Source organism: Ruania halotolerans (assembly GCF_021049285.1).
Lineage (GTDB): Bacteria > Actinomycetota > Actinomycetes > Actinomycetales > Beutenbergiaceae > Ruania > Ruania halotolerans.
Window position 1 is genome coordinate 2,885,747 of the sequence record NZ_CP088017.1, and the last position, 16,203, is coordinate 2,901,949.

The 16,203-nt window shown below is 66.9% G+C and carries 16 protein-coding genes, 1 tRNA gene and 1 pseudogene; 7 read left to right on the forward strand and 11 right to left on the reverse strand.

Annotation, left to right across the window (positions count from 1 at the left end; genetic code table 11):
• Positions 1-8 precede the first annotated feature (8 nt).
• Both LQF10_RS12850 and LQF10_RS12855 read right to left on the reverse strand, forming a co-directional pair.
• Positions 9-641: a response regulator gene (locus LQF10_RS12850; protein WP_354002581.1), complete on the reverse strand. Its 633-nt coding sequence runs from the start codon at positions 639-641 to the stop codon at positions 9-11.
• A gap of 8 nt (positions 642-649) precedes the next feature.
• On the reverse strand, positions 650-1,747 hold the full coding sequence (locus tag LQF10_RS12855) for a sensor histidine kinase (RefSeq protein ID WP_231064237.1): 1,098 nt from the start codon (positions 1,745-1,747) through the stop codon (positions 650-652).
• A gap of 112 nt (positions 1,748-1,859) precedes the next feature.
• Between LQF10_RS12855 and LQF10_RS12860 the strand changes: the two genes are divergently transcribed.
• The 3 genes from LQF10_RS12860 to LQF10_RS12870 all read left to right on the forward strand — a co-directional run bounded on the left by LQF10_RS12860 (position 1,860) and on the right by LQF10_RS12870 (position 3,998).
• Entirely contained in the window at positions 1,860-2,597 is a 738-nt protein-coding gene (locus LQF10_RS12860) for an ABC transporter ATP-binding protein (protein WP_231064238.1), read from the forward strand.
• Positions 2,594-3,361 carry an ABC transporter permease gene (locus LQF10_RS12865; protein WP_231064239.1) on the forward strand — a complete coding sequence of 256 codons (768 nt, stop codon included), beginning with the start codon at positions 2,594-2,596 and terminating at the stop codon, positions 3,359-3,361. Before LQF10_RS12860 ends, LQF10_RS12865 begins: the two co-directional genes overlap by 4 nt.
• Positions 3,362-3,422: 61 nt before the next feature.
• Positions 3,423-3,998, forward strand: a complete 576-nt coding sequence (locus tag LQF10_RS12870; RefSeq protein WP_231064240.1) for a DUF998 domain-containing protein — start codon at positions 3,423-3,425, stop codon at positions 3,996-3,998.
• A gap of 466 nt (positions 3,999-4,464) precedes the next feature.
• Here LQF10_RS12870 and LQF10_RS12875 read toward each other — a convergent pair whose 3' ends face one another.
• From LQF10_RS12875 to LQF10_RS12900, 6 genes are read right to left on the reverse strand one after another with little or no spacing between them, the layout of a single operon-like run.
• The gene (locus LQF10_RS12875) at positions 4,465-6,483 is read right to left on the reverse strand and encodes a hypothetical protein (RefSeq protein ID WP_231064241.1); all 2,019 of its coding nucleotides are present in this window, start codon (positions 6,481-6,483) and stop codon (positions 4,465-4,467) included.
• Positions 6,480-7,517, reverse strand: coding sequence for a glycoside hydrolase family 130 protein (locus LQF10_RS12880; RefSeq protein ID WP_231064242.1), 1,038 nt, complete (start codon positions 7,515-7,517; stop codon positions 6,480-6,482). The genes LQF10_RS12875 and LQF10_RS12880 overlap by 4 nt, the downstream gene beginning before the upstream one ends.
• Before the next feature lie 9 nt (positions 7,518-7,526).
• Positions 7,527-8,357 (reverse strand): carbohydrate ABC transporter permease, encoded by an 831-nt coding sequence (locus LQF10_RS12885; protein ID WP_231064243.1) that lies wholly within the window; start codon positions 8,355-8,357, stop codon positions 7,527-7,529.
• Between the two features lies 1 nt (position 8,358).
• Positions 8,359-9,297: a carbohydrate ABC transporter permease gene (locus tag LQF10_RS12890; RefSeq protein ID WP_435531401.1), complete on the reverse strand. Its 939-nt coding sequence runs from the start codon at positions 9,295-9,297 to the stop codon at positions 8,359-8,361.
• Position 9,298: 1 nt separating this feature from the next.
• Entirely contained in the window at positions 9,299-10,576 is a 1,278-nt protein-coding gene (locus LQF10_RS12895; RefSeq protein ID WP_231064244.1) for an extracellular solute-binding protein, read from the reverse strand.
• Positions 10,573-11,610 carry a LacI family DNA-binding transcriptional regulator gene (locus LQF10_RS12900; RefSeq protein WP_231064245.1) on the reverse strand — a complete coding sequence of 346 codons (1,038 nt, stop codon included), beginning with the start codon at positions 11,608-11,610 and terminating at the stop codon, positions 10,573-10,575. Before LQF10_RS12900 ends, LQF10_RS12895 begins: the two co-directional genes overlap by 4 nt.
• Positions 11,611-11,746: 136 nt before the next feature.
• On the opposite strand from LQF10_RS12900, the gene orn reads away from it, so the two are divergent.
• Positions 11,747-12,424: an oligoribonuclease gene (gene orn / locus LQF10_RS12905; RefSeq protein ID WP_435531402.1), complete on the forward strand. Its 678-nt coding sequence runs from the start codon at positions 11,747-11,749 to the stop codon at positions 12,422-12,424.
• Positions 12,425-12,542: 118 nt separating this feature from the next.
• A tRNA-His gene (locus LQF10_RS12910) sits at positions 12,543-12,618 on the forward strand.
• Positions 12,619-12,825: 207 nt separating this feature from the next.
• On the opposite strand, the pseudogene LQF10_RS12915 reads toward LQF10_RS12910, so the two are convergent.
• Positions 12,826-12,963: pseudogene (locus LQF10_RS12915) on the reverse strand (MerR family DNA-binding transcriptional regulator); the annotation flags it as partial.
• 17 nt (positions 12,964-12,980) lie between these two features.
• Positions 12,981-14,480, reverse strand: a complete 1,500-nt coding sequence (locus LQF10_RS12920; protein WP_231064246.1) for an MFS transporter — start codon at positions 14,478-14,480, stop codon at positions 12,981-12,983.
• 181 nt (positions 14,481-14,661) lie between these two features.
• Here LQF10_RS12920 and LQF10_RS12925 point away from each other — a divergent pair, with 181 nt between their 5' ends.
• Together LQF10_RS12925 and LQF10_RS12930 are read left to right on the forward strand one after the other, a co-directional pair.
• Positions 14,662-14,997 (forward strand): ArsR/SmtB family transcription factor, encoded by a 336-nt coding sequence (locus LQF10_RS12925; protein ID WP_231064247.1) that lies wholly within the window; start codon positions 14,662-14,664, stop codon positions 14,995-14,997.
• Between the two features lie 2 nt (positions 14,998-14,999).
• A complete protein-coding gene (locus LQF10_RS12930; protein ID WP_231064248.1) occupies positions 15,000-15,536 on the forward strand; it encodes an SRPBCC domain-containing protein in 537 nt (178 codons plus the stop codon).
• Between the two features lie 25 nt (positions 15,537-15,561).
• Here the strand turns inward: LQF10_RS12930 and LQF10_RS12935 are convergent, their stop codons facing one another.
• Entirely contained in the window at positions 15,562-16,197 is a 636-nt protein-coding gene (locus LQF10_RS12935; RefSeq protein WP_231064249.1) for a M15 family metallopeptidase, read from the reverse strand.
• Between the last annotated feature and the right edge of the window lie 6 nt (positions 16,198-16,203).

Below are 16,203 nucleotides of genomic sequence, written 5' to 3' on the forward strand. Positions count from 1 at the left end.
TCCGGACGCTATCGCAGGATCCCGTGATGCAGGGCCCGCAGCACGGCATTGGTCCGGTCTCGGGCGCCGAGCTTGACCAGCACCGTGGAGACGTGGTTCTTCACCGTGCCCTCCGCGAGGTGGAGCGTCTGCGCGATCTCCCGATTGCTGTGCCCCTCGGCCACGAGTCGCAGCACATCCCGTTCCCTCCCGGTCAGTTCCTCGATCGGCCCGCCTGCCGCTCCCGTGGGTGCTGGGCCTGACCTGATCGTGCGCAGCAGGCGATCGGTGATGGACGGGGAGACCAGCGTGCCGCCGTCGGCAAGGGTGCGCACTGCATGGCCCAGCTGGTCGACGGTCACGTCCTTCAGGAGGTACCCCCTCGCGCCGGCTCGAAGTGCCTCCAGTACGAGGGAGTCGTCATCGAAGGTGGTCAGCACCAACGCAGGCACGTCGAGCTCGCGCGCACGCAACTCCTCCAGCACCCAGATCCCGTCCTGACCGGGCATCCGCAGATCAAGCAGGACGACGTCGGGCCGGGTCGCCGCCACCACCTCGATGGCTCGCGCACCGTCGTCGGCCTCCCCGACCACATCGAACTCGGCGATGGTGAGCAACGTCCGGATCCCGTGCCGTACCAGTGCTTGGTCATCGACCACCACCACCCGGATCATGTGGCCGGTACCCGTACGGTCACCGTGAATCCCGACGTCCCATCCACTCGCACCTCTCCCCCAAGCCCAGCGACGCGCTCGGCCATCCCCCGCAGTCCATTGCCCCAGGAAGGGCGCGCGGCACCCCGGCCATCGTCCGAACCGGCGAGAACCACCTCGTCCCCCTCCTGCGCCATCGTCAACGTGAGGGTCTTCGCTTCGGCATGGCGCACCGTGTTGGTGACGATCTCCTGGACCGCTCGCAGGACGGCCGCGGCACGTTCTTCATCGAGCATGAGGTCATCGTCGATATCGAGGGAGACGTCGAGGCCCGGGATATCCCGGGTGAGGCGAACCACCGCCTCGGCCAGGTCCGTGGGTTCGGCCCGTAGCTCACCCACGGTGTGCCGGACGTCGGCCAGCAGGTCCCGGGCCACCTGATCAGCTCGTTCGATGTGCTCAACGGCGGCACTGCCTTGACGATGGCGCGCCGCTTCCAGTTCCAGGGTCAGCACGGTGAGCTGGTGGCCAATCAGATCGTGCAGGTCGCGGGAGATCCGCAGACGCTCCGCCGAACGGGCCGATTCCTCCAGGAGTACGGAGGTGGTCTTCAGGGTGACGTGGGTGCGCGCCAGGTCGCGACGCATCGCCTGCTCGCGAATCAGTGCGAGTGAGCTCAACACCGAGGCCACCTGGATCATCAGGTAGAAGCCGACCATGATCAGCGGCTCCGGCAGTGACCCCAATGGCAGGTGCGCCAGCCAGAGCACCACCGTGTTGCCGGCCACGATGCCCGCCACCACCCGGACCGGGACAAGGTAGGCGCTCACCGCTGCGACCACCACGAGGAGAACGGGCAGGAGGCCGGAAGCGTCGACGGTCAGCACGAGCACCCAGGACGTGATCACAGCACCGGCCAGAGCGAGGAACTGGCCCCGCCCGGATTCGGCCACCACCGCGAGCAGCAGCGTGATCACGAAGGCGCTCAGGACCGCGATCCATGCACCGTGGGGGATCTGGGTGGGCACGAGTCCCAACAGCGCCGGCGCCGACACACCGATGGCGACGACGAGCATCACCAGGCCCGCCCATTCGTCCGAGCCCATCCGCCGCATCCGTCCACTCTACGAGGCGGCTCCTGCAGATGACCCGTGCCAGAAGTCATGGGTGCACCTCATGACGTCCGGCACATGTGCGGGCGCACTCTCCGCTCCTACCGTCACATTCATGAGTTCCACAGATCTCGCGATCGACGCTGTCGGCCTATGCAAGCGGTACCGCCACACCACTGCAGTCGAGGACGTCTCCCTTGCGGTGGAGCGTGGCGAGGTGTTCGGCATCCTCGGCACGAACGGTGCGGGGAAGACCACTACGGTGGAGATGATCGCCGGACTGCGACGACCCGACCATGGGCAGGTGCGGGTGCTCGGCCTCGATCCCGTCCGCGAGCGGGCGAAAGTCCGGCAAATCCTCGGCGTCCAACTTCAAGAAGCGTCTCTGCACAACGCGCTCACGGTGACCGAGTTGCTCGCTCTGTACGCCAGCCTCTATCCCCGACCGTTCACTGCTGAGGACCTGCTCGAACGAGTCGGTTTGACCGACCAGCAGGGAGTCCGGTTCGAGAACCTCTCCGGCGGCCAGCAGCAGCGGCTCTCCATTGCCCTCGCACTGGTTGGTCGCCCACGCGTGGTGATCCTGGATGAACTCACCACCGGCCTCGATCCGCGGGCACGGCGTCAGATGTGGAAGACCATCGCCAGTCTTCGTACGGAAGGAGTGACCGTGCTGCTCGTCAGCCATGCGATGGAAGAGGTGGAAGAGCTGTGCGACCGCGTCGCACTGCTGGAGTCGGGGCGGGTGAGTGCACTCGGCACACCCCGGGAACTGACCGAGGCAGCTGGCGCGGCCACGCTCGACGAGGCGTTCGTCACGCTGACAGGCAGCGAGCCGGGAGAGGACTCATGAGCGCCGCCGTCGAGATCCATCGGCCAGGACTGCGGGCCTGGCGCACGCTCGTGGTGTGCGAAGCGAAGATGGTGGCACGAGACACCGCCGGACTGATCGTGCCGCTGGGCCTGCCGCTGCTGATCCTGCTGATGAGCTCCTCGGGGGCCACCGCCCAGGTGGTGCAGAACGGGCGGACAGCTCTGGAGGTGTTCGTACTCCCCCTGGCGCTGACCATCGTGATCGCCATGATCGCGATCGTGAACATGCCCAGCTTCCTCGCCTCCTATCGCCGCACGGGTATTCTGCGCCGACTGGCGGTGACGCCGGCCTCACCCGCGCTCGTGCTTGTCGCACAACTGATCGTGAGCCTGATCCAGGCGGCACTCGGCATCGGCCTCGCCATCGCCGTGGCGGTACTCGCGTTCGGTGCCCGCGCGCCAGAGAACATGGGCGCGGCGATCGGATCGTTCCTCCTGGCAAGCCTGGCGATGTACAGCATGGGGATGGTGGTGGCGTCAGTGGCACCGACGCCGAACTCGGCCGTGGCGATCGGCCTGGTGGCGTTCTTCGCACTCGGTGCCCTCGGCGGCATGTTCGGGGGCCCGAACTCGCTACCCGAAGCGCTGGAGACGGTGGGGCACGTGCTCCCGTTCGGCGGCGCCGTTCAGTCGCTCGGCGCGGCCTGGGTCGGTGCCCCACTCGAGATGGCGCCTCTGATCGGGATGGTGGTAACGACGGTGCTCGGGTTCGGCATCTCTGCCACCCTGTTCCGGTGGGAGTAGGCGCGTGGGGCACACTGAGCGCCGTCGGCGCGGCGAGCACAGGTGAGACCTAGTGGGCACAATGGGCGCAATCTCGGCGGTCCTGTTCATGCTCGTCTTCACCCTCGATGGATGGAGCCGTTCCGGATACCGGCCGTGCTATCACCCCGTCAGCGCCCTTGCGCTGGGGAGCAGGGGGTGGTTGCAGAAGGCCAACTTCATCATCTGCGGTGGCGGGATCGCCGTCGGTGGTCTCGCTCTGATGGGCACCAGCACTCTGCTGGCTGCTGTGATCGGGATCTTCGGACTGGCCCTTGTCGCCTCCGGCGTCTTCACGATGGATCCGATGCGGGGGTACCCACCCCGAACGCCTGCCGGGGATCCGGCGACGTTCTCGCGCCAGCACCAATTACACGACTATGCCGGCGTGGTGGTCTTCGCGGCGGTGCCGATCGCCGCAACGGTTGCTGCCGTCACGCCCGAGCTGGGTGGCGTTCTTCGGGCCTATTCGGCGGTGGCGGCGGCGGCCGGCACTGCGGGGTTCCTCATCTTCGGCCAGGCGTGGGAGCAGGACTCGCCACGCGCGGGGCTGTGGCAGCGCGTGACCATCCTGGTCGGGTGGTCATGGGTCGCGGCGGTCCTCACGGCCGGCTCCTGATCGCTGACGGCGGAAAATGCCGTGACGTGCGCGTCATCGCCCTGCCAAGGTGGTCACCGTGCCCGGCCGGGTACCCACACCACCACGAAGGCAGGAATCACCCATGCACCCGATCGTCGTCTACGACATACACCGACTCGAGCAGACACAGCGACTCGCCGAGCTCACCCATCGCAGGGCAATCCTGCGGGAACTGAGGCTCCGGCAGTTGATAGCACGACTCACTCGAGGCGGTCGGTCCACCGGCCGCCTTTTTGCTGCCACCAGCGCAGGTGCTGACTCCAGCGAACGTCCTGCCCAGCAGAAGGTGAACACCGACTACATCCGAGCCAGCTGACGCACCCGCGCCAGTCGTTCGGTGGTGGCGGCTGGCGCCGAAGCGTTGAATGAACATCAGGGCCCCGCAGGATTCGTTCCTGCGGGGCCCTGAGGCGTTCCTGCGGTCCTACCCCCGGTGAGGGCGCCGCTATCGCGTGATGGAGAATCCTCCGCCGAGGATGCGTACACGACGTCCGGCACGAGCCTGCCCGCGCTGGATCCCTCTGATGGTGAAGGTGCGACCGCTGCCGCCGGCGAGTGCGTCGATGAGCTGGGTGCGGTCGGAGGCGTTGACGTAGAGCGCCGCTTCCCCGGTCTCGGTGCGATAGACGGCGCTGGCCACTGCGGGGCGAATCAGCACCCCGTCCAGGCGCAGGTCGCCGGTGCTGGTGCACCGCACCCGCGTCCGCCCAGCCGGCAGCGGACGCTCCAGCGGGAGCGGCCGCAGCGCGCCGGGCGCCTCGGTCAGCCCGGCATCCCCGAGGCCGCCGGCTGGTGTAAATCCAAGAACGGGACCGTCGATGACCTCCCACCGGGCGTCGCCCGCCTCCTCGGCACGCTGCCAGACGATCGGGTGCAGCTCGGCATCGCCCGGAAGATCCACCTCGAACTCGACCCACTCCCCCGCCGGCACGCTCACGTACGCACCACCGGACAGGTTGCCCTCTCCGGTCCATGCACCGCTATCGGGGAGTTCCACCACGCATCCGGCGCTCAGCGTCGCCGCCTCGGCCTCCACCACGCTGACCCCGTGGGTGGACTCGATGCCGCTCATCGACCGTGCGATGGCAGCCACCTCAGGATGCTCGTCCAGTAGCAGCATCGTGAGCAAGGCGTGAATGGTGGACTCAGCCCCGCTGTTGCGGTTGATCCGCCCATCCGGCTCGATCCCGTCCACCGTGATTCCGGTGTCCGGGTCGTACACCTGCGCACCGGCGGGGTTGGCACCGAAGAACCAGCCGGCGGCGAGCGCCGCCACCTCGGCGAGCCCGGGACCTCCGGTTGCCTCCGAGGCTGCGAGCGCAGCGGCCACCCGCCCGTGCACGCCATAGGCGATCTGCGCCTCGGCCGGTGTGGGTGCCCAGGCGTTCACCGGACCGCCGGTGGCGAGCAGCAGTGGGGTGAAGGAGCCGGCGTCGGCTACTGCCACGTCCACCAGGTCGGGACGGCCGAGCACCGTCCCGGCGCGGGCAAGTGCCTCGGGGGCAGCCGCTCCCCACCCGTGCCAGAACCCGAGCGAGCCGGTCCACGGCAGCACGGCGCCGAACGGCCACGCATCGGTGCTGGTGCCCATCCGGGCGATGCCCTCGGCGTACTCGCGCAGTGCACCCGCCACCACGGCATCATCGGGGTCAGCTTCATGCGCGGCGGCCAGCCCGAGCACGGCCTCCGCGGTGGCGTCCGCTCCGCCGGCAATGAGCCAGTCGGGCAGTTCCACGCCGTCACTTCGCACCAGGTCTCCGACCCGGGCGAGCGACTCCTCGCCCAGTGCCGTCAGAGCCAGGTGCAGCCGGCCGCGGAGGAACTCGGCGAATTCTGCGAACTGCCGTCCCGCGCCGGCGAATACGGCATAACCCTCGCCGAACGCCCACACGGTGCGGGCGAGCCAGTAAGACTCGGCCGAGTCCGACGGGTCCGGAAGCTCCACGGGTTCGGCGCTCGGGTTCAGGGTGCCGTCGCTCTGCTGCCAGAGCACCACGCGCCCGGCGTCGGGACCGGTGTCGTTCTGCAGGTAGGCGAGGGTGCGCAAGGTCCCGACGGCGTGGTCCCGGCTGCGTGGATCACCGCTGGCCTGCCAGTCACGCAGGAAGACGACGGCGGCCCGTGCGATGTCGTCGGCGTTATAGGCGCCCTGGGTCCAGTGCCCGGTGGCAGGGTCGAGGGTGCCGCCGCCGACGCGGGTGAACCTCTGGCCGTCGAAGTCCGCGTAGGTCCACGGGGCGAGCCCGGGCGTTCCCTGGTCGAACGTGCGGTGATGCGCCAGTTCAGGCAGTGACACCTCATCGGTCAAGAAGCGCAGGTGGTCCAGGTTTGTCAGGCGCGCAGGGCCGCCGGGGCCACGCGGGCTGGCCTGAGCCGGGGCGGCCAGGGCGGCAGAGGAACCGGTGGCGAGGGCCGCCGTCGTGCCGGCAGCGAGCCCCAGGAATGTTCGACGTGAGGCGCTCATCGTGACCCTCCGCCGTCGGGGATCGTGACCGTGGAACCCCAGCCCTGGGCGGGATCGTGCACGGCCACAGCGAGTGTGGTGTCGGACTGGCCGTAGTAGGCAAACCACGTGCCGCCGAACTTCACCAGGCCCTCCACGAAGGTGACGTTGGAGACAAGTCCGTGGGTGTCCTCGAAGGTCTGTGGGCGCAGCCAGGGTTCCTGTAGCCGGGCGAGTACGCGGGTGGGGTTGTCCGGGTCGATGGCGATCTGCCCGCATCGGTAGTCGACATCGACGCGGCCGTCGGCGTGCACGGTGCGGGTGGCGCCGTTGGTGAGGAAGACGAGCAGCCCGTTGCCGGTGAGCACCGGGGAGGTGCCGATCTCCACGAGGTCGGCGTCGAAGGAGCCGGGGGTGGGCGCGTACATCGGCTCGGTGTCGGGTGTGCCGGGCGTCCAGTGGATCAGGTCCTCGCTGGTGGCCCAGTAGATCGCACCTTCGCCGAAGTACATCCACCACGTGCCCTGCATCTGGAACGGCACGATCACGCCGGCCTTGGACCAGTTGAACCCGCGAGGATCCACGGTGGCGAAGCTGTCGAAGTCCTCGAACAGCGGCCCGTGCTTGGTCCAGGTGCGCAGGTCGGTGGAGGTGGCCAGGCACAGCTGGGCGCTGTGGCGGTCCCAGCCGGTGTAGGTGAGGTAGTAGGTGCCGTCGATGACGGCGATGCGCGGGTCCTCACAGCCGTAGCGTTCGTAGTCCTCGCTCGGGGAGAGGATCGGGGCATCCTCGCGCTCGAAGTGGTACCCGTCTGAGCTCCTGGCCAGGCCGATATGGGAGACGATGTCGTCGGCGTGGGCGCGGTAGAGCAGCAGCACCTGATCGCCGTCTACGAGGGCGGCCGGGTTGTACAGGTTGGCCGACTCCCAGGAGTTCCCGCGGGGGCGCAGGATCGGGTTGTTCTCGTACGGGGTGAACGGGCCGAGCGGGAAGGTGGCCCCGGTGAAGATGCCAGGTTCGCTGACGGCGGGCTCGGTGATGGGAACAGTAGACATGGATTCCTTTCAGCCTTTGACGGCAGCGCCGATGTCGGAGGCGGTGAAGTAGCGCTGGAACAGCAGGAAGAGGATCACCACGGGGAACGCGAGCGCGGTGGCGCCGGCGAGGATGGCCCCGTTCGGGTTGGCGGTGGACTGGGCCACATTGGAGATGTAATTCGCCAGGGAGACGGCCAGGGGTTGCAGGGAGGTGTCCTTGGTGACCAGGAACGGCCAGAGGAACTCATTCCACGGACCGATGAAGGTCACGAGCAGCACGGTCACGAGCGCGGGCCGCACCATGGGCACGGCCACCGAGCGCAGGATCCGCAGTTCGGAGGCGCCGTCGATGCGGGCGGCCTCGAAGATCTCCTTCGGCAGCGCACGGAAGAACTGGGTGAAGATGAACACGGCGGTGGTGTTGATCAAGAACGGCAGGATCATCCCGAGATAGGTGTCGCCGAGGCCATAGCTGCGGGTGATCTGGACATACAACGGGATCATCAGCAGTTGGAAGGGCACCATCTGCACGAGCATCATCAGCACCCACGTGGCGCTCTTGCCGCGGAAGTCCAGCCGGGCCAGGGCGTACCCGGCGAGTAGGCCGAAGGTCACGGTCCCGAGCAGCACACCGGCGGTGAAGATCAGTGAGTTCGTCAGCGAGCCGAGCAGGTCGATCCGTGAGTCGATCGCGGTGAAATTCCCGAGCGTCCACCCCTCTCGCGGGAACATCTCGTCCGGGGTGTTGGTGGGGTTCTGCTGGAATGCACCCACCACCATGAAATAGAACGGGAACGCGAAGACGAGGGCGGCAGCGGCGAGAATGGCGTAGCGCCACCAGGCAGTGGTCCGGGTCATCTCACTTCTCCCTGGTGAGGCGGTTGGCAGTGAGCGAGAGCAGCCCGACGATGATCACGAGGATCATGCCCATCGCTGCGGCGGTGTCCGGGTTCTGCTGCTGGATGCCCTTCTGGTAGATGAGCAGTACGGGTGTGAGGCTCGCTCCGTCCGGACCGCCGCCGTTGGTGAGCAGGTAGGGCTCGGTGAACAGGTTCGCGCCGGTGATGATGGCCAGGATGAGTACCAGCGTGGTGGCGTTGCGTACCCCGGGGATGGTCACATGCCGGAACCTCTGCAGCGCACTGGCGCCGTCGGTAGCGGCAGATTCGTGCAGCTCGGCCGGGATGTTCTGCAGGGCTGCGAGGTAGAGCAGGATGTAGAAGCCGAGCTGCTTCCAGGTGACGTAGAGGGCAATGCTGGGCATCGCCAGTGCGGAGTTGACCAGCCAGGACGGCTCCGGAGCGAGTGGCCCGAGCACACTGTTCACCAGCCCACCAGAGGAGAACAGCAGCATCCACACGCCCACCAGCGAGACGCTCGCCGTCAGGTAGGGCACATAGAACGCCACCCGGAACGCGGCCGCCCAACGAATCCCCGCGTTCAGGGCACTGGCCAGGACCAGGGCGGCCACCGCCGTCAACGGCACGTTGATCACCAGGAACACCGCAGTGTTGCGGAATGACTCCAGCACCTGGGGGTCGGTGAGCACGTCGATGAAGTTCGCCAGCCCCACGAACGGGCGCTCCATCTCCACCCCGGGTGCGGTGAAGAAGTAGTCGTGGAAGGCGATGTAGCAGGCGAACACGAGCGGGTAGGCGAAGATCAGCGCCACGAACACCATGTACGGCAGCGCGAACAGGGAGCCAATGGGATGGCGGCCCAACACCTTCCGGCGGCCTCCCGTGCGCGACCCCGGTGACGACGGAGTGCGCACGGGAGGGGTGACCACGTCCGTCATCTCAGCCCACGAGCCCGTTGATCTCTTGTGCGGCACCGGAGAGGAACTCGTCGACTGTGGTGTTACCGAAGATCACTGCCGAGGAGTAGGACTCGCGGAACACCTGCCAGGCCTCCACGGAATTCGGGATGCTCGGTACGTCGGCCACCCGCTCGGTCTGATCGGCGAACGCCGCATACATCGGGTTGGCCTCGAAATAGTCCGGGAACGTGCCGGCAAGATCGGTACGCATCGGCATCTGCCCGGTGGCCTCCAGAAGCTGCCCGTCGGAATCGACGCTGGTGGAGAACTTCAGGAACTCCCAGGCGGTGGCCTGGTTCTCACATGCGGTGAACATGGAGATGTTCTTGGAGTCGGCAAAGGTGACCACCTCCTCGCTCCCACCGGAGGTGGGTACCGGCATGAAGCCAACGTCAATGTTCCCGTCGTAGGCCGCGATCGCCCACGGGCCGGCGAGCTGCATGGCAGTGGTGCCGGCCACCATCGCATCATCGGTGGCCGCCTCCTGCGGGGCGAGGCCCTCGGTGTAGATCGTGGACCAGAAGTCGGCCACTGCGGTTCCGGCGTCGCTGTCGAAGGTCGCGGCGCCATCCTCGACCAGCTGGGTGCCGCCGGTTTCGGCGAGGTAGAGCGGGTAGAAGTCGAACCAGGGCTGGTAGAACTCATTCGTCGGAGAGGGCCAGATGGCGGACTCCACGCCGGAGTCGACGATCTGCCGGGCACCGTCGAGGAAGTCCGCGTGGGTGCTCATCTCCGGGTTCTCCGGGTCGAGCCCGGCCTGTTCGAACAGATCCTTGTTGTACATCACCATGACCGGGTTCGACTTCCAAGGCAGCTGGTAATAGCTGCCCTCGCTCTGGTAGGCCGTGGTGGACTCGCCGCCGCGCTCGGTGATGTAGGAGGCGCCGTCCTCGAAGGTGTTCAGGTCCACCAGACCGCCTTGCTGCACCCAGCCGGAGACGGCGGCGGTGGCGATGTTGTAGACCAGGCACGGGGCCGTGCCCGCGGTGATCGCCGCGGTGATGGCCTCTTCCGAGGAGGAACCGGCAGGGATCTCCTGGGCGGTGACCTGGGCGTCGGGGTTCTCGGCGTTCCACGCCTCCACCACGGCCTCGCCCCAGGCGATCTCCGCCTCGTTGTTGGAGAGCCAGATCTCGATCGGGCCGGTACCGGTCGCAGCACCGCCACCGTCACCTCCAGATTCTTCGCCGCCGCCGGAACAGGAGGCGAGCATCAAGGTGGTGGCGCCGAGTAGCGCCGCAGTCTTCGTGAACTTCATCGTTCTTCTCCTTGGAGGGTGGGGTCGGTGAGCGTGCTGGCACGCAGCTGGAGTCGGTTGCAGTCGAGTTCGATATGGCGCGCAGGTTCGCCGGCGATATCGGCGAGCAGTGCCTGGGCGCTGACCCGGCCGCGTTCGATGGGGTCGGTGGCCACGGTGGTCAGGGCCGGCGAGAGGTGCGCGGAGAGATGGTCATCGTCGAAGCCGGCGACGGCGAGGTCCCTCGGGACGGACAGGCCGATACTGCGGGCGTAGGACAGGCCGGCGATGGCCATCGTGTCGTTGGCGTACACGATGGCGGTGGGCGGTTCGGGCCGGGCGAGCAGTTCAGCGGTGCGGTCTCGCCCGCTGGCCGCGCCGAAATCCCCCTCAGCGAGCAGATCGTCGCTCCCGACGGCGCTGAGGTACGCCTGGGCACGCACGCGGGAGTGCACGTAGTCCAACGGGCCCGCCACGTGGGCGATGCGGGTGTGGCCCTGCGCACGCAGGTGGTCGATCAGGCCCACTGTGGGGGTCGCGTCGTCGGTGCGGACGCAGGTGAACGGGCTGGGTGCGTCGTAAGCGCCCAGCACCACGGCGTGCAGCCCGAGGTGGTGCACATAGGGCACCCGCCAGTCGGCGCGGTGCAGATCGAGGATGATGACGCCGTCGGCACGGCCGCTGGCCATGGCTCGGTAGGCGCGTTCTTCGGCGTCACGGCTGCCGGCCACCTGGAGCACGAGCGCGATCTCGGCCGTGGCGAGTACGGACTCCACCCCGGCGATGAAGGCGGGAAAGAAGGTGTCCGAGGCAATGATCGCCGGGTCCCGGGCGAGCACGATGCCGATCGCGTTGGCGCGGCGGGTGGCCAACGCGCGTGCACTGGCGCTGGGCAGCCACTGCAGTTCCTCAGCCGCAGCGAACACACGCGCCTTGGTCGGATCCGAGATCGGACGGCGGCCGCTGAAGGCGTGCGAGACCGTCGCCTTGGTCACGCCCGCCCTGGCGGCGACGTCACCAATGGTCGGTTTCGCCGAGATCGGCTGCTGGGGCACCACAACGCCTCCTCCGCTGGACTGTGGATCGGACGTTAACCGGTTTGACGATGCCAGGTCAACCGGTTTGATGAGTTTGATAAAAAGTCCATCGTGAGGCGCTGCGTGGCCGCTGTGGTGAGCCCTGTCGGCGGGCATGGCTACAGTGAGGCGTGTGAGTTCTTCGTCCAAGACCCCAGGCCGCGGCGATCCGATCGTCTGGATCGACTGCGAGATGACCGGCCTCGACCTGCACAATGACGCGCTGATCGAAATCGCCGTGATCGTGACCGACTCCGAGCTGCACACGCTCGATGCCGGGCTCGACCTGGTGATCGCACCGCCGGAGGGCGCGGTGGAGCAGATGAACGAGGTGGTGCGCACCATGCACACCACCTCAGGGCTGCTCGAGGAACTCGCGAACGGGATGCCGTTGGCTGACGCACAGGCGCAGACGCTCGAGTACATCAGGCAGTTCGTGCCAGATCCGGGCAAGGCGCCGCTCGCGGGCAACTCGGTGGGCACAGACAAGGCGTTCCTGGAGCGGGACATGCCCGAGCTGACCGGCCACCTGCACTACCGGATCATCGATGTCTCCTCGATCAAAGAACTGGCGCGGCGCTGGTACCCACGGGCGTACTTCAACTCCCCGAAGAAGGGGGGCGGGCACCGCGCCCTGGCCGACATCGCCGAGAGCATCGACGAGTTGCGCTACTACCGCGCCGTGTTGTTCCCGGACGACTCCAAGCAACCGGACTCCAAGTCGGCACAGCGGACGGCAGCGCTGATCGCCTCCTCCCCCACGCTGCCCGCACAGGTGGAACCGACAGCCTGATTTCGGCGCCGGGAGCACCAGCGAAGGTGTGCCGACGCACACATCATGGGGCGTACAGGAACCGACTGATCGTTCGCTACACTGGTGGATCGCAGCCGCCCACGCGCGGATGCACTTGGTGGCTATAGCTCAGTTGGTAGAGCACCGCGTTGTGGTCGCGGGGGTCGCGGGTTCAAGCCCCGTTAGCCACCCCATGCATTGAAGCGCGAGGGCCGGCCGAGCAATTCGGCCGGCCCTCGCGCTTTTCTCTGGCGCCGGGCGATATCGGCGCACCGGAACGCGTGTGCTGCCCCATCGATCGATGTATCGCGCTCAACGCGGGTCAAGGCCCGGCGTCGCTGGCAGGGGGATCATGCCTGTGGATACGGACCGGGCCCGGCCCGGGTAGATCCGCCTGTGGCGGAGTTCCGTACGCTGAAGATCAGCCCTTTGCGCTCGTAGAAGTGCAGCGCTGAGGCCGATACGCCTGTTCGCCTGATCACCTCGCCGATAGTGAGAGGTGCGGTCGAGTCGACGTGATTCCTGAGGCCTGAGCCCACTTCACTGGTGTTACCCGTCACGGATTGCCGCCTTCTTCGCGCCTGGTTCGTGGCGATCCCGAGAACAACAGCGCGGCGACGGCGGTAGAAAGCAGAAAGCAGATGCCGCCTACGCCCATCTGGGTGAGGTGCCACGAGGTCGTCAACGCGTCAATCTCGACGCCGTCAACAAAGCTCAAGCGCCCTGCGCTCACTGCTGCGGCATGGTCGACGTCACCGAGCCGATGGGTGAGGAACCCGAGGAGTGCGGCACTGAAAGCTGCGATCACGAGAGCTTCGGCCGCGCCTCGCAGGGTGTTCAGGAAACCTGCGGCCGTCCCGACAAGACGTGTAGGGACGAGGCTCATGGCCTGGCCGTCGGTGATGCCGAACGATGCTCCCATGCCAATACCGATCATCACTAGCGGTGCCGCGATCAACGCAGTCGTATTGTCGGGACCGAGCGCGAGTAGTCCGAAGTTTCCGGCGACGACCAGAGCCAGAGCGACCATCATCACCCATCGCGCGTCGACGCCTCTGTTGACCAAGCCGCCGGCGAGGACGGGGGCAAACAGAACCGGTGCGGTCAACAGCAGCATCGCGAGTCCCGCACTGGCGGGCGTGAGGTGAGCCGCCGTTTGCAGGTAGGTCGGCAGGAATACCAGAACCCCGAGGAAGCCGATCGATGTGGTCAGCGTTCCCAGGCACCAGCCCATGAACCCGCGGTGGTGGATGAGTTCGGGCGCCAGCACTGGGGCTTCGCTGCGGCGTTGCGTCATGGCGAAGGCGATGAGGCCGACTGCGCCGAGCGTGAGGGCGAGAAGAACTGCCGAATGAGTCCAGCCGAGCGCGGGTGCTTCCAAGAAGACGAACATCAGGCAGCTCAAAGTGATGACGAACAGGATGCTCCCGATCCAATCGGTGCGGCTCTCGCTCGCGCGGGACTCGGCGAGGCGCCCGGAACCCAGGACGATGACGACACCGAGGACAGCGAACACGACGAAACTCCCACGCCAGCCCGCCAACGAGATCAATCCTCCGACGAGGGTAGGACCGACTGCGATGCCAACCCCTGCCATAGTTCCCATGAACGCGAATGCGCGATTGCGGGCGGCACCGTCATAGTTCGAGGCCAGGAGTGCGCCGCCGGCGGCCATCATGCCCGCGCCGCCCGCGCCGGAGACAATGCGGGCGATATCCACCACCAGGATCGTCGGCGCCAGCGCCGTCGCCAGGAACCCGACTGAGAAGACCACCGCTGCGGCGATGAAAATCCGGCGACGACCGGCGCGGTCCGCCGCAGCGCCGGCAACGAGGGTCATCGCTGCGAACGCGAGATTGTAGCCAGCGACCACCCAGTTCAGAGGCGAGCCCGAAGCGTCGAGGTCACGTCCGATGCTCGGCAGCGCGATCGCGGTGCCGGAAATCGACATCGCCACTAGGCCGACCCCTGTCAACACCACCGGCAACGTCAACGGTGACGGCGTCTTGAGTGGTGCGGGTGTCGAAACATCGGAGACGGTCGTGGAAGATTCCACGGAGTGTCCTTTCTTCGCGGCCTGACTGCTGGTCACGCGACCACTCCACTGCCTCAACCGAAGTTGAGGTCAACTCGCGACTATCCGCGGATGGCGGCGGATCACACGATGCGACCAGAGTGCGCCCTTCAACACGTCATATTCCTTGACAGGCATATTCCGTATAGGGAATGCTTAATAGATGCCAACTCGCGATGCATTCACTGTGCTGGCCGACCCGACCAGGCGCCAGATCCTGGACCTCCTGCGTGAGCGTGACCTGATGGTTTCGGAGCTGGTCGGGGCACTCCGGACGGCGCAGCCGAACGTCTCCAAACACCTCAAGATGTTGGGCGAGGCCGAGTTGGTCGAGGCACGTGTTGACGGACCTCGACGACACTACGCACTCGCTCCGGAGCCGCTCCGCGAGCTTGACCTGTGGCTCGAGCCCTATCGGCGCACCTGGGCGAGCCGCCTCGACGCACTCGAGGCACACCTGGACGAGATGACCGACGAACAAGACTCACGAGGAGAGTGACGATGTCCGAGACACCACTGGGTGAGGCCACCCGCGACGGCGAGACAGTAGTTCTGCGCTACGAACGCCGGCTCATGCACTCCCCGGGAAAGGTATGGCGAGCGATCACCGAGTCTGCGCACCTGCGCCATTGGTTCCCCGCCGACATCATTGGCGAACGGGCCGCAGGAGCCGACCTCACGATCGTGTTCTGGCCCGAGTCGATCGAGCAGGCCGGAGACGAGATCGAGGCGGCGGGGCTCTCCCTCGACGAAGCCAGTCTTCCTGGTCGGTTACTGACCTGGGACCCTCCCCGCACCTTCGCGTTCACGTGGGACACCGAAGAGCTGCGGTTCGACCTGGCGGAGGACGACGGCATCACCCTCCTGACCCTGACAGTCCGGGCTGACAAGCCGGCTCCTCGCGGATTCGCCAGTACGGCGACCGGCTATCACCTGTGCCTCGATGCGCTCGTGGCTCACGTGGAGAACCATCACGTCAACCTCTTCGACGAGAAGCGGACGGCCGCGCTCGAAAAGAGGTATGCAGCGACGCTGTGAACGACTCCCCCCGGTCGCCGATCGCTCACTGCCACATCCTGGGATCGTGAGTGGGATCGGGGTACATCTCGGGACAGCCCTGCTCGATCGCTGCGGACCGCAGCTCGTAATGCCAGGACTCGTTGCCGTAGATCTGGCACAGGCCGTACCTGGCGCCATGCTGGGCGAGCCATGACGTCGCATCGACGGGCCCGATGTCTATCGCGTCGCCAGACACGTGTGCGGAGGTCTGTGCCGTTGCCACCCAGCGCGCGGCCTCCTCCTCCGAGCCGTAATCGGATACCGCGTCCTGGAGCAGTTGCTGCTGGAAATGGGCCGAACGCCAGCCGCTGTTCACGTGGAACTCCACGCCGCTCTCGGCGGCATCACTTGCCGCCCGGCGGACCGCATCGAGCAGGTCCGGGTCAAGGTTGGCCACCGCCGGGACCTGGTCATCGAAAACGGACACCGTGACGCCGTCGGGAATGACGCCGTCTGCCTCGCCAGGCGCACCACGCTGCTCACCGCGCAGAATCTCGAGGGGTGAGGGCGCTGGCGATGACGGGGACTGCAGCACCTGATGGCCAATGAAACCGATGACGGCGACGATTGCGGCCAGGCCGACCACCGCGATTCGGGAAGTTCGGCGAGGCGTGCTTCGTTCTGGTGTGCGGGTGTTCATGAGTCC

Bases quoted from the DNA above. Each gene is read 5' to 3' on its own strand.
- LQF10_RS12860 (WP_231064238.1), top strand. From the start codon at position 1,860: ATGAGTTCCACAGATCTCGCGATCGACGCTGTCGGCCTATGCAAGCGG.
- LQF10_RS12870 (WP_231064240.1), top strand. From the start codon at position 3,423: ATGGGCGCAATCTCGGCGGTCCTGTTCATGCTCGTCTTCACCCTCGAT.
- LQF10_RS12890 (WP_435531401.1), bottom strand. From the start codon at position 9,297: ATGACGGACGTGGTCACCCCTCCCGTGCGCACTCCGTCGTCACCGGGG.
- LQF10_RS12925 (WP_231064247.1), top strand. From the start codon at position 14,662: ATGCCAACTCGCGATGCATTCACTGTGCTGGCCGACCCGACCAGGCGC.
- orn (WP_435531402.1), top strand. From the start codon at position 11,747: ATGGCTACAGTGAGGCGTGTGAGTTCTTCGTCCAAGACCCCAGGCCGC.
- LQF10_RS12880 (WP_231064242.1), bottom strand. From the start codon at position 7,517: ATGTCTACTGTTCCCATCACCGAGCCCGCCGTCAGCGAACCTGGCATC.
- LQF10_RS12885 (WP_231064243.1), bottom strand. From the start codon at position 8,357: ATGACCCGGACCACTGCCTGGTGGCGCTACGCCATTCTCGCCGCTGCC.
- LQF10_RS12875 (WP_231064241.1), bottom strand. From the start codon at position 6,483: ATGAGCGCCTCACGTCGAACATTCCTGGGGCTCGCTGCCGGCACGACG.
- LQF10_RS12895 (WP_231064244.1), bottom strand. From the start codon at position 10,576: ATGAAGTTCACGAAGACTGCGGCGCTACTCGGCGCCACCACCTTGATG.
- LQF10_RS12865 (WP_231064239.1), top strand. From the start codon at position 2,594: ATGAGCGCCGCCGTCGAGATCCATCGGCCAGGACTGCGGGCCTGGCGC.
- LQF10_RS12855 (WP_231064237.1), bottom strand. From the start codon at position 1,747: ATGCGGCGGATGGGCTCGGACGAATGGGCGGGCCTGGTGATGCTCGTC.
- LQF10_RS12930 (WP_231064248.1), top strand. From the start codon at position 15,000: ATGTCCGAGACACCACTGGGTGAGGCCACCCGCGACGGCGAGACAGTA.
- LQF10_RS12935 (WP_231064249.1), bottom strand. From the start codon at position 16,197: ATGAACACCCGCACACCAGAACGAAGCACGCCTCGCCGAACTTCCCGA.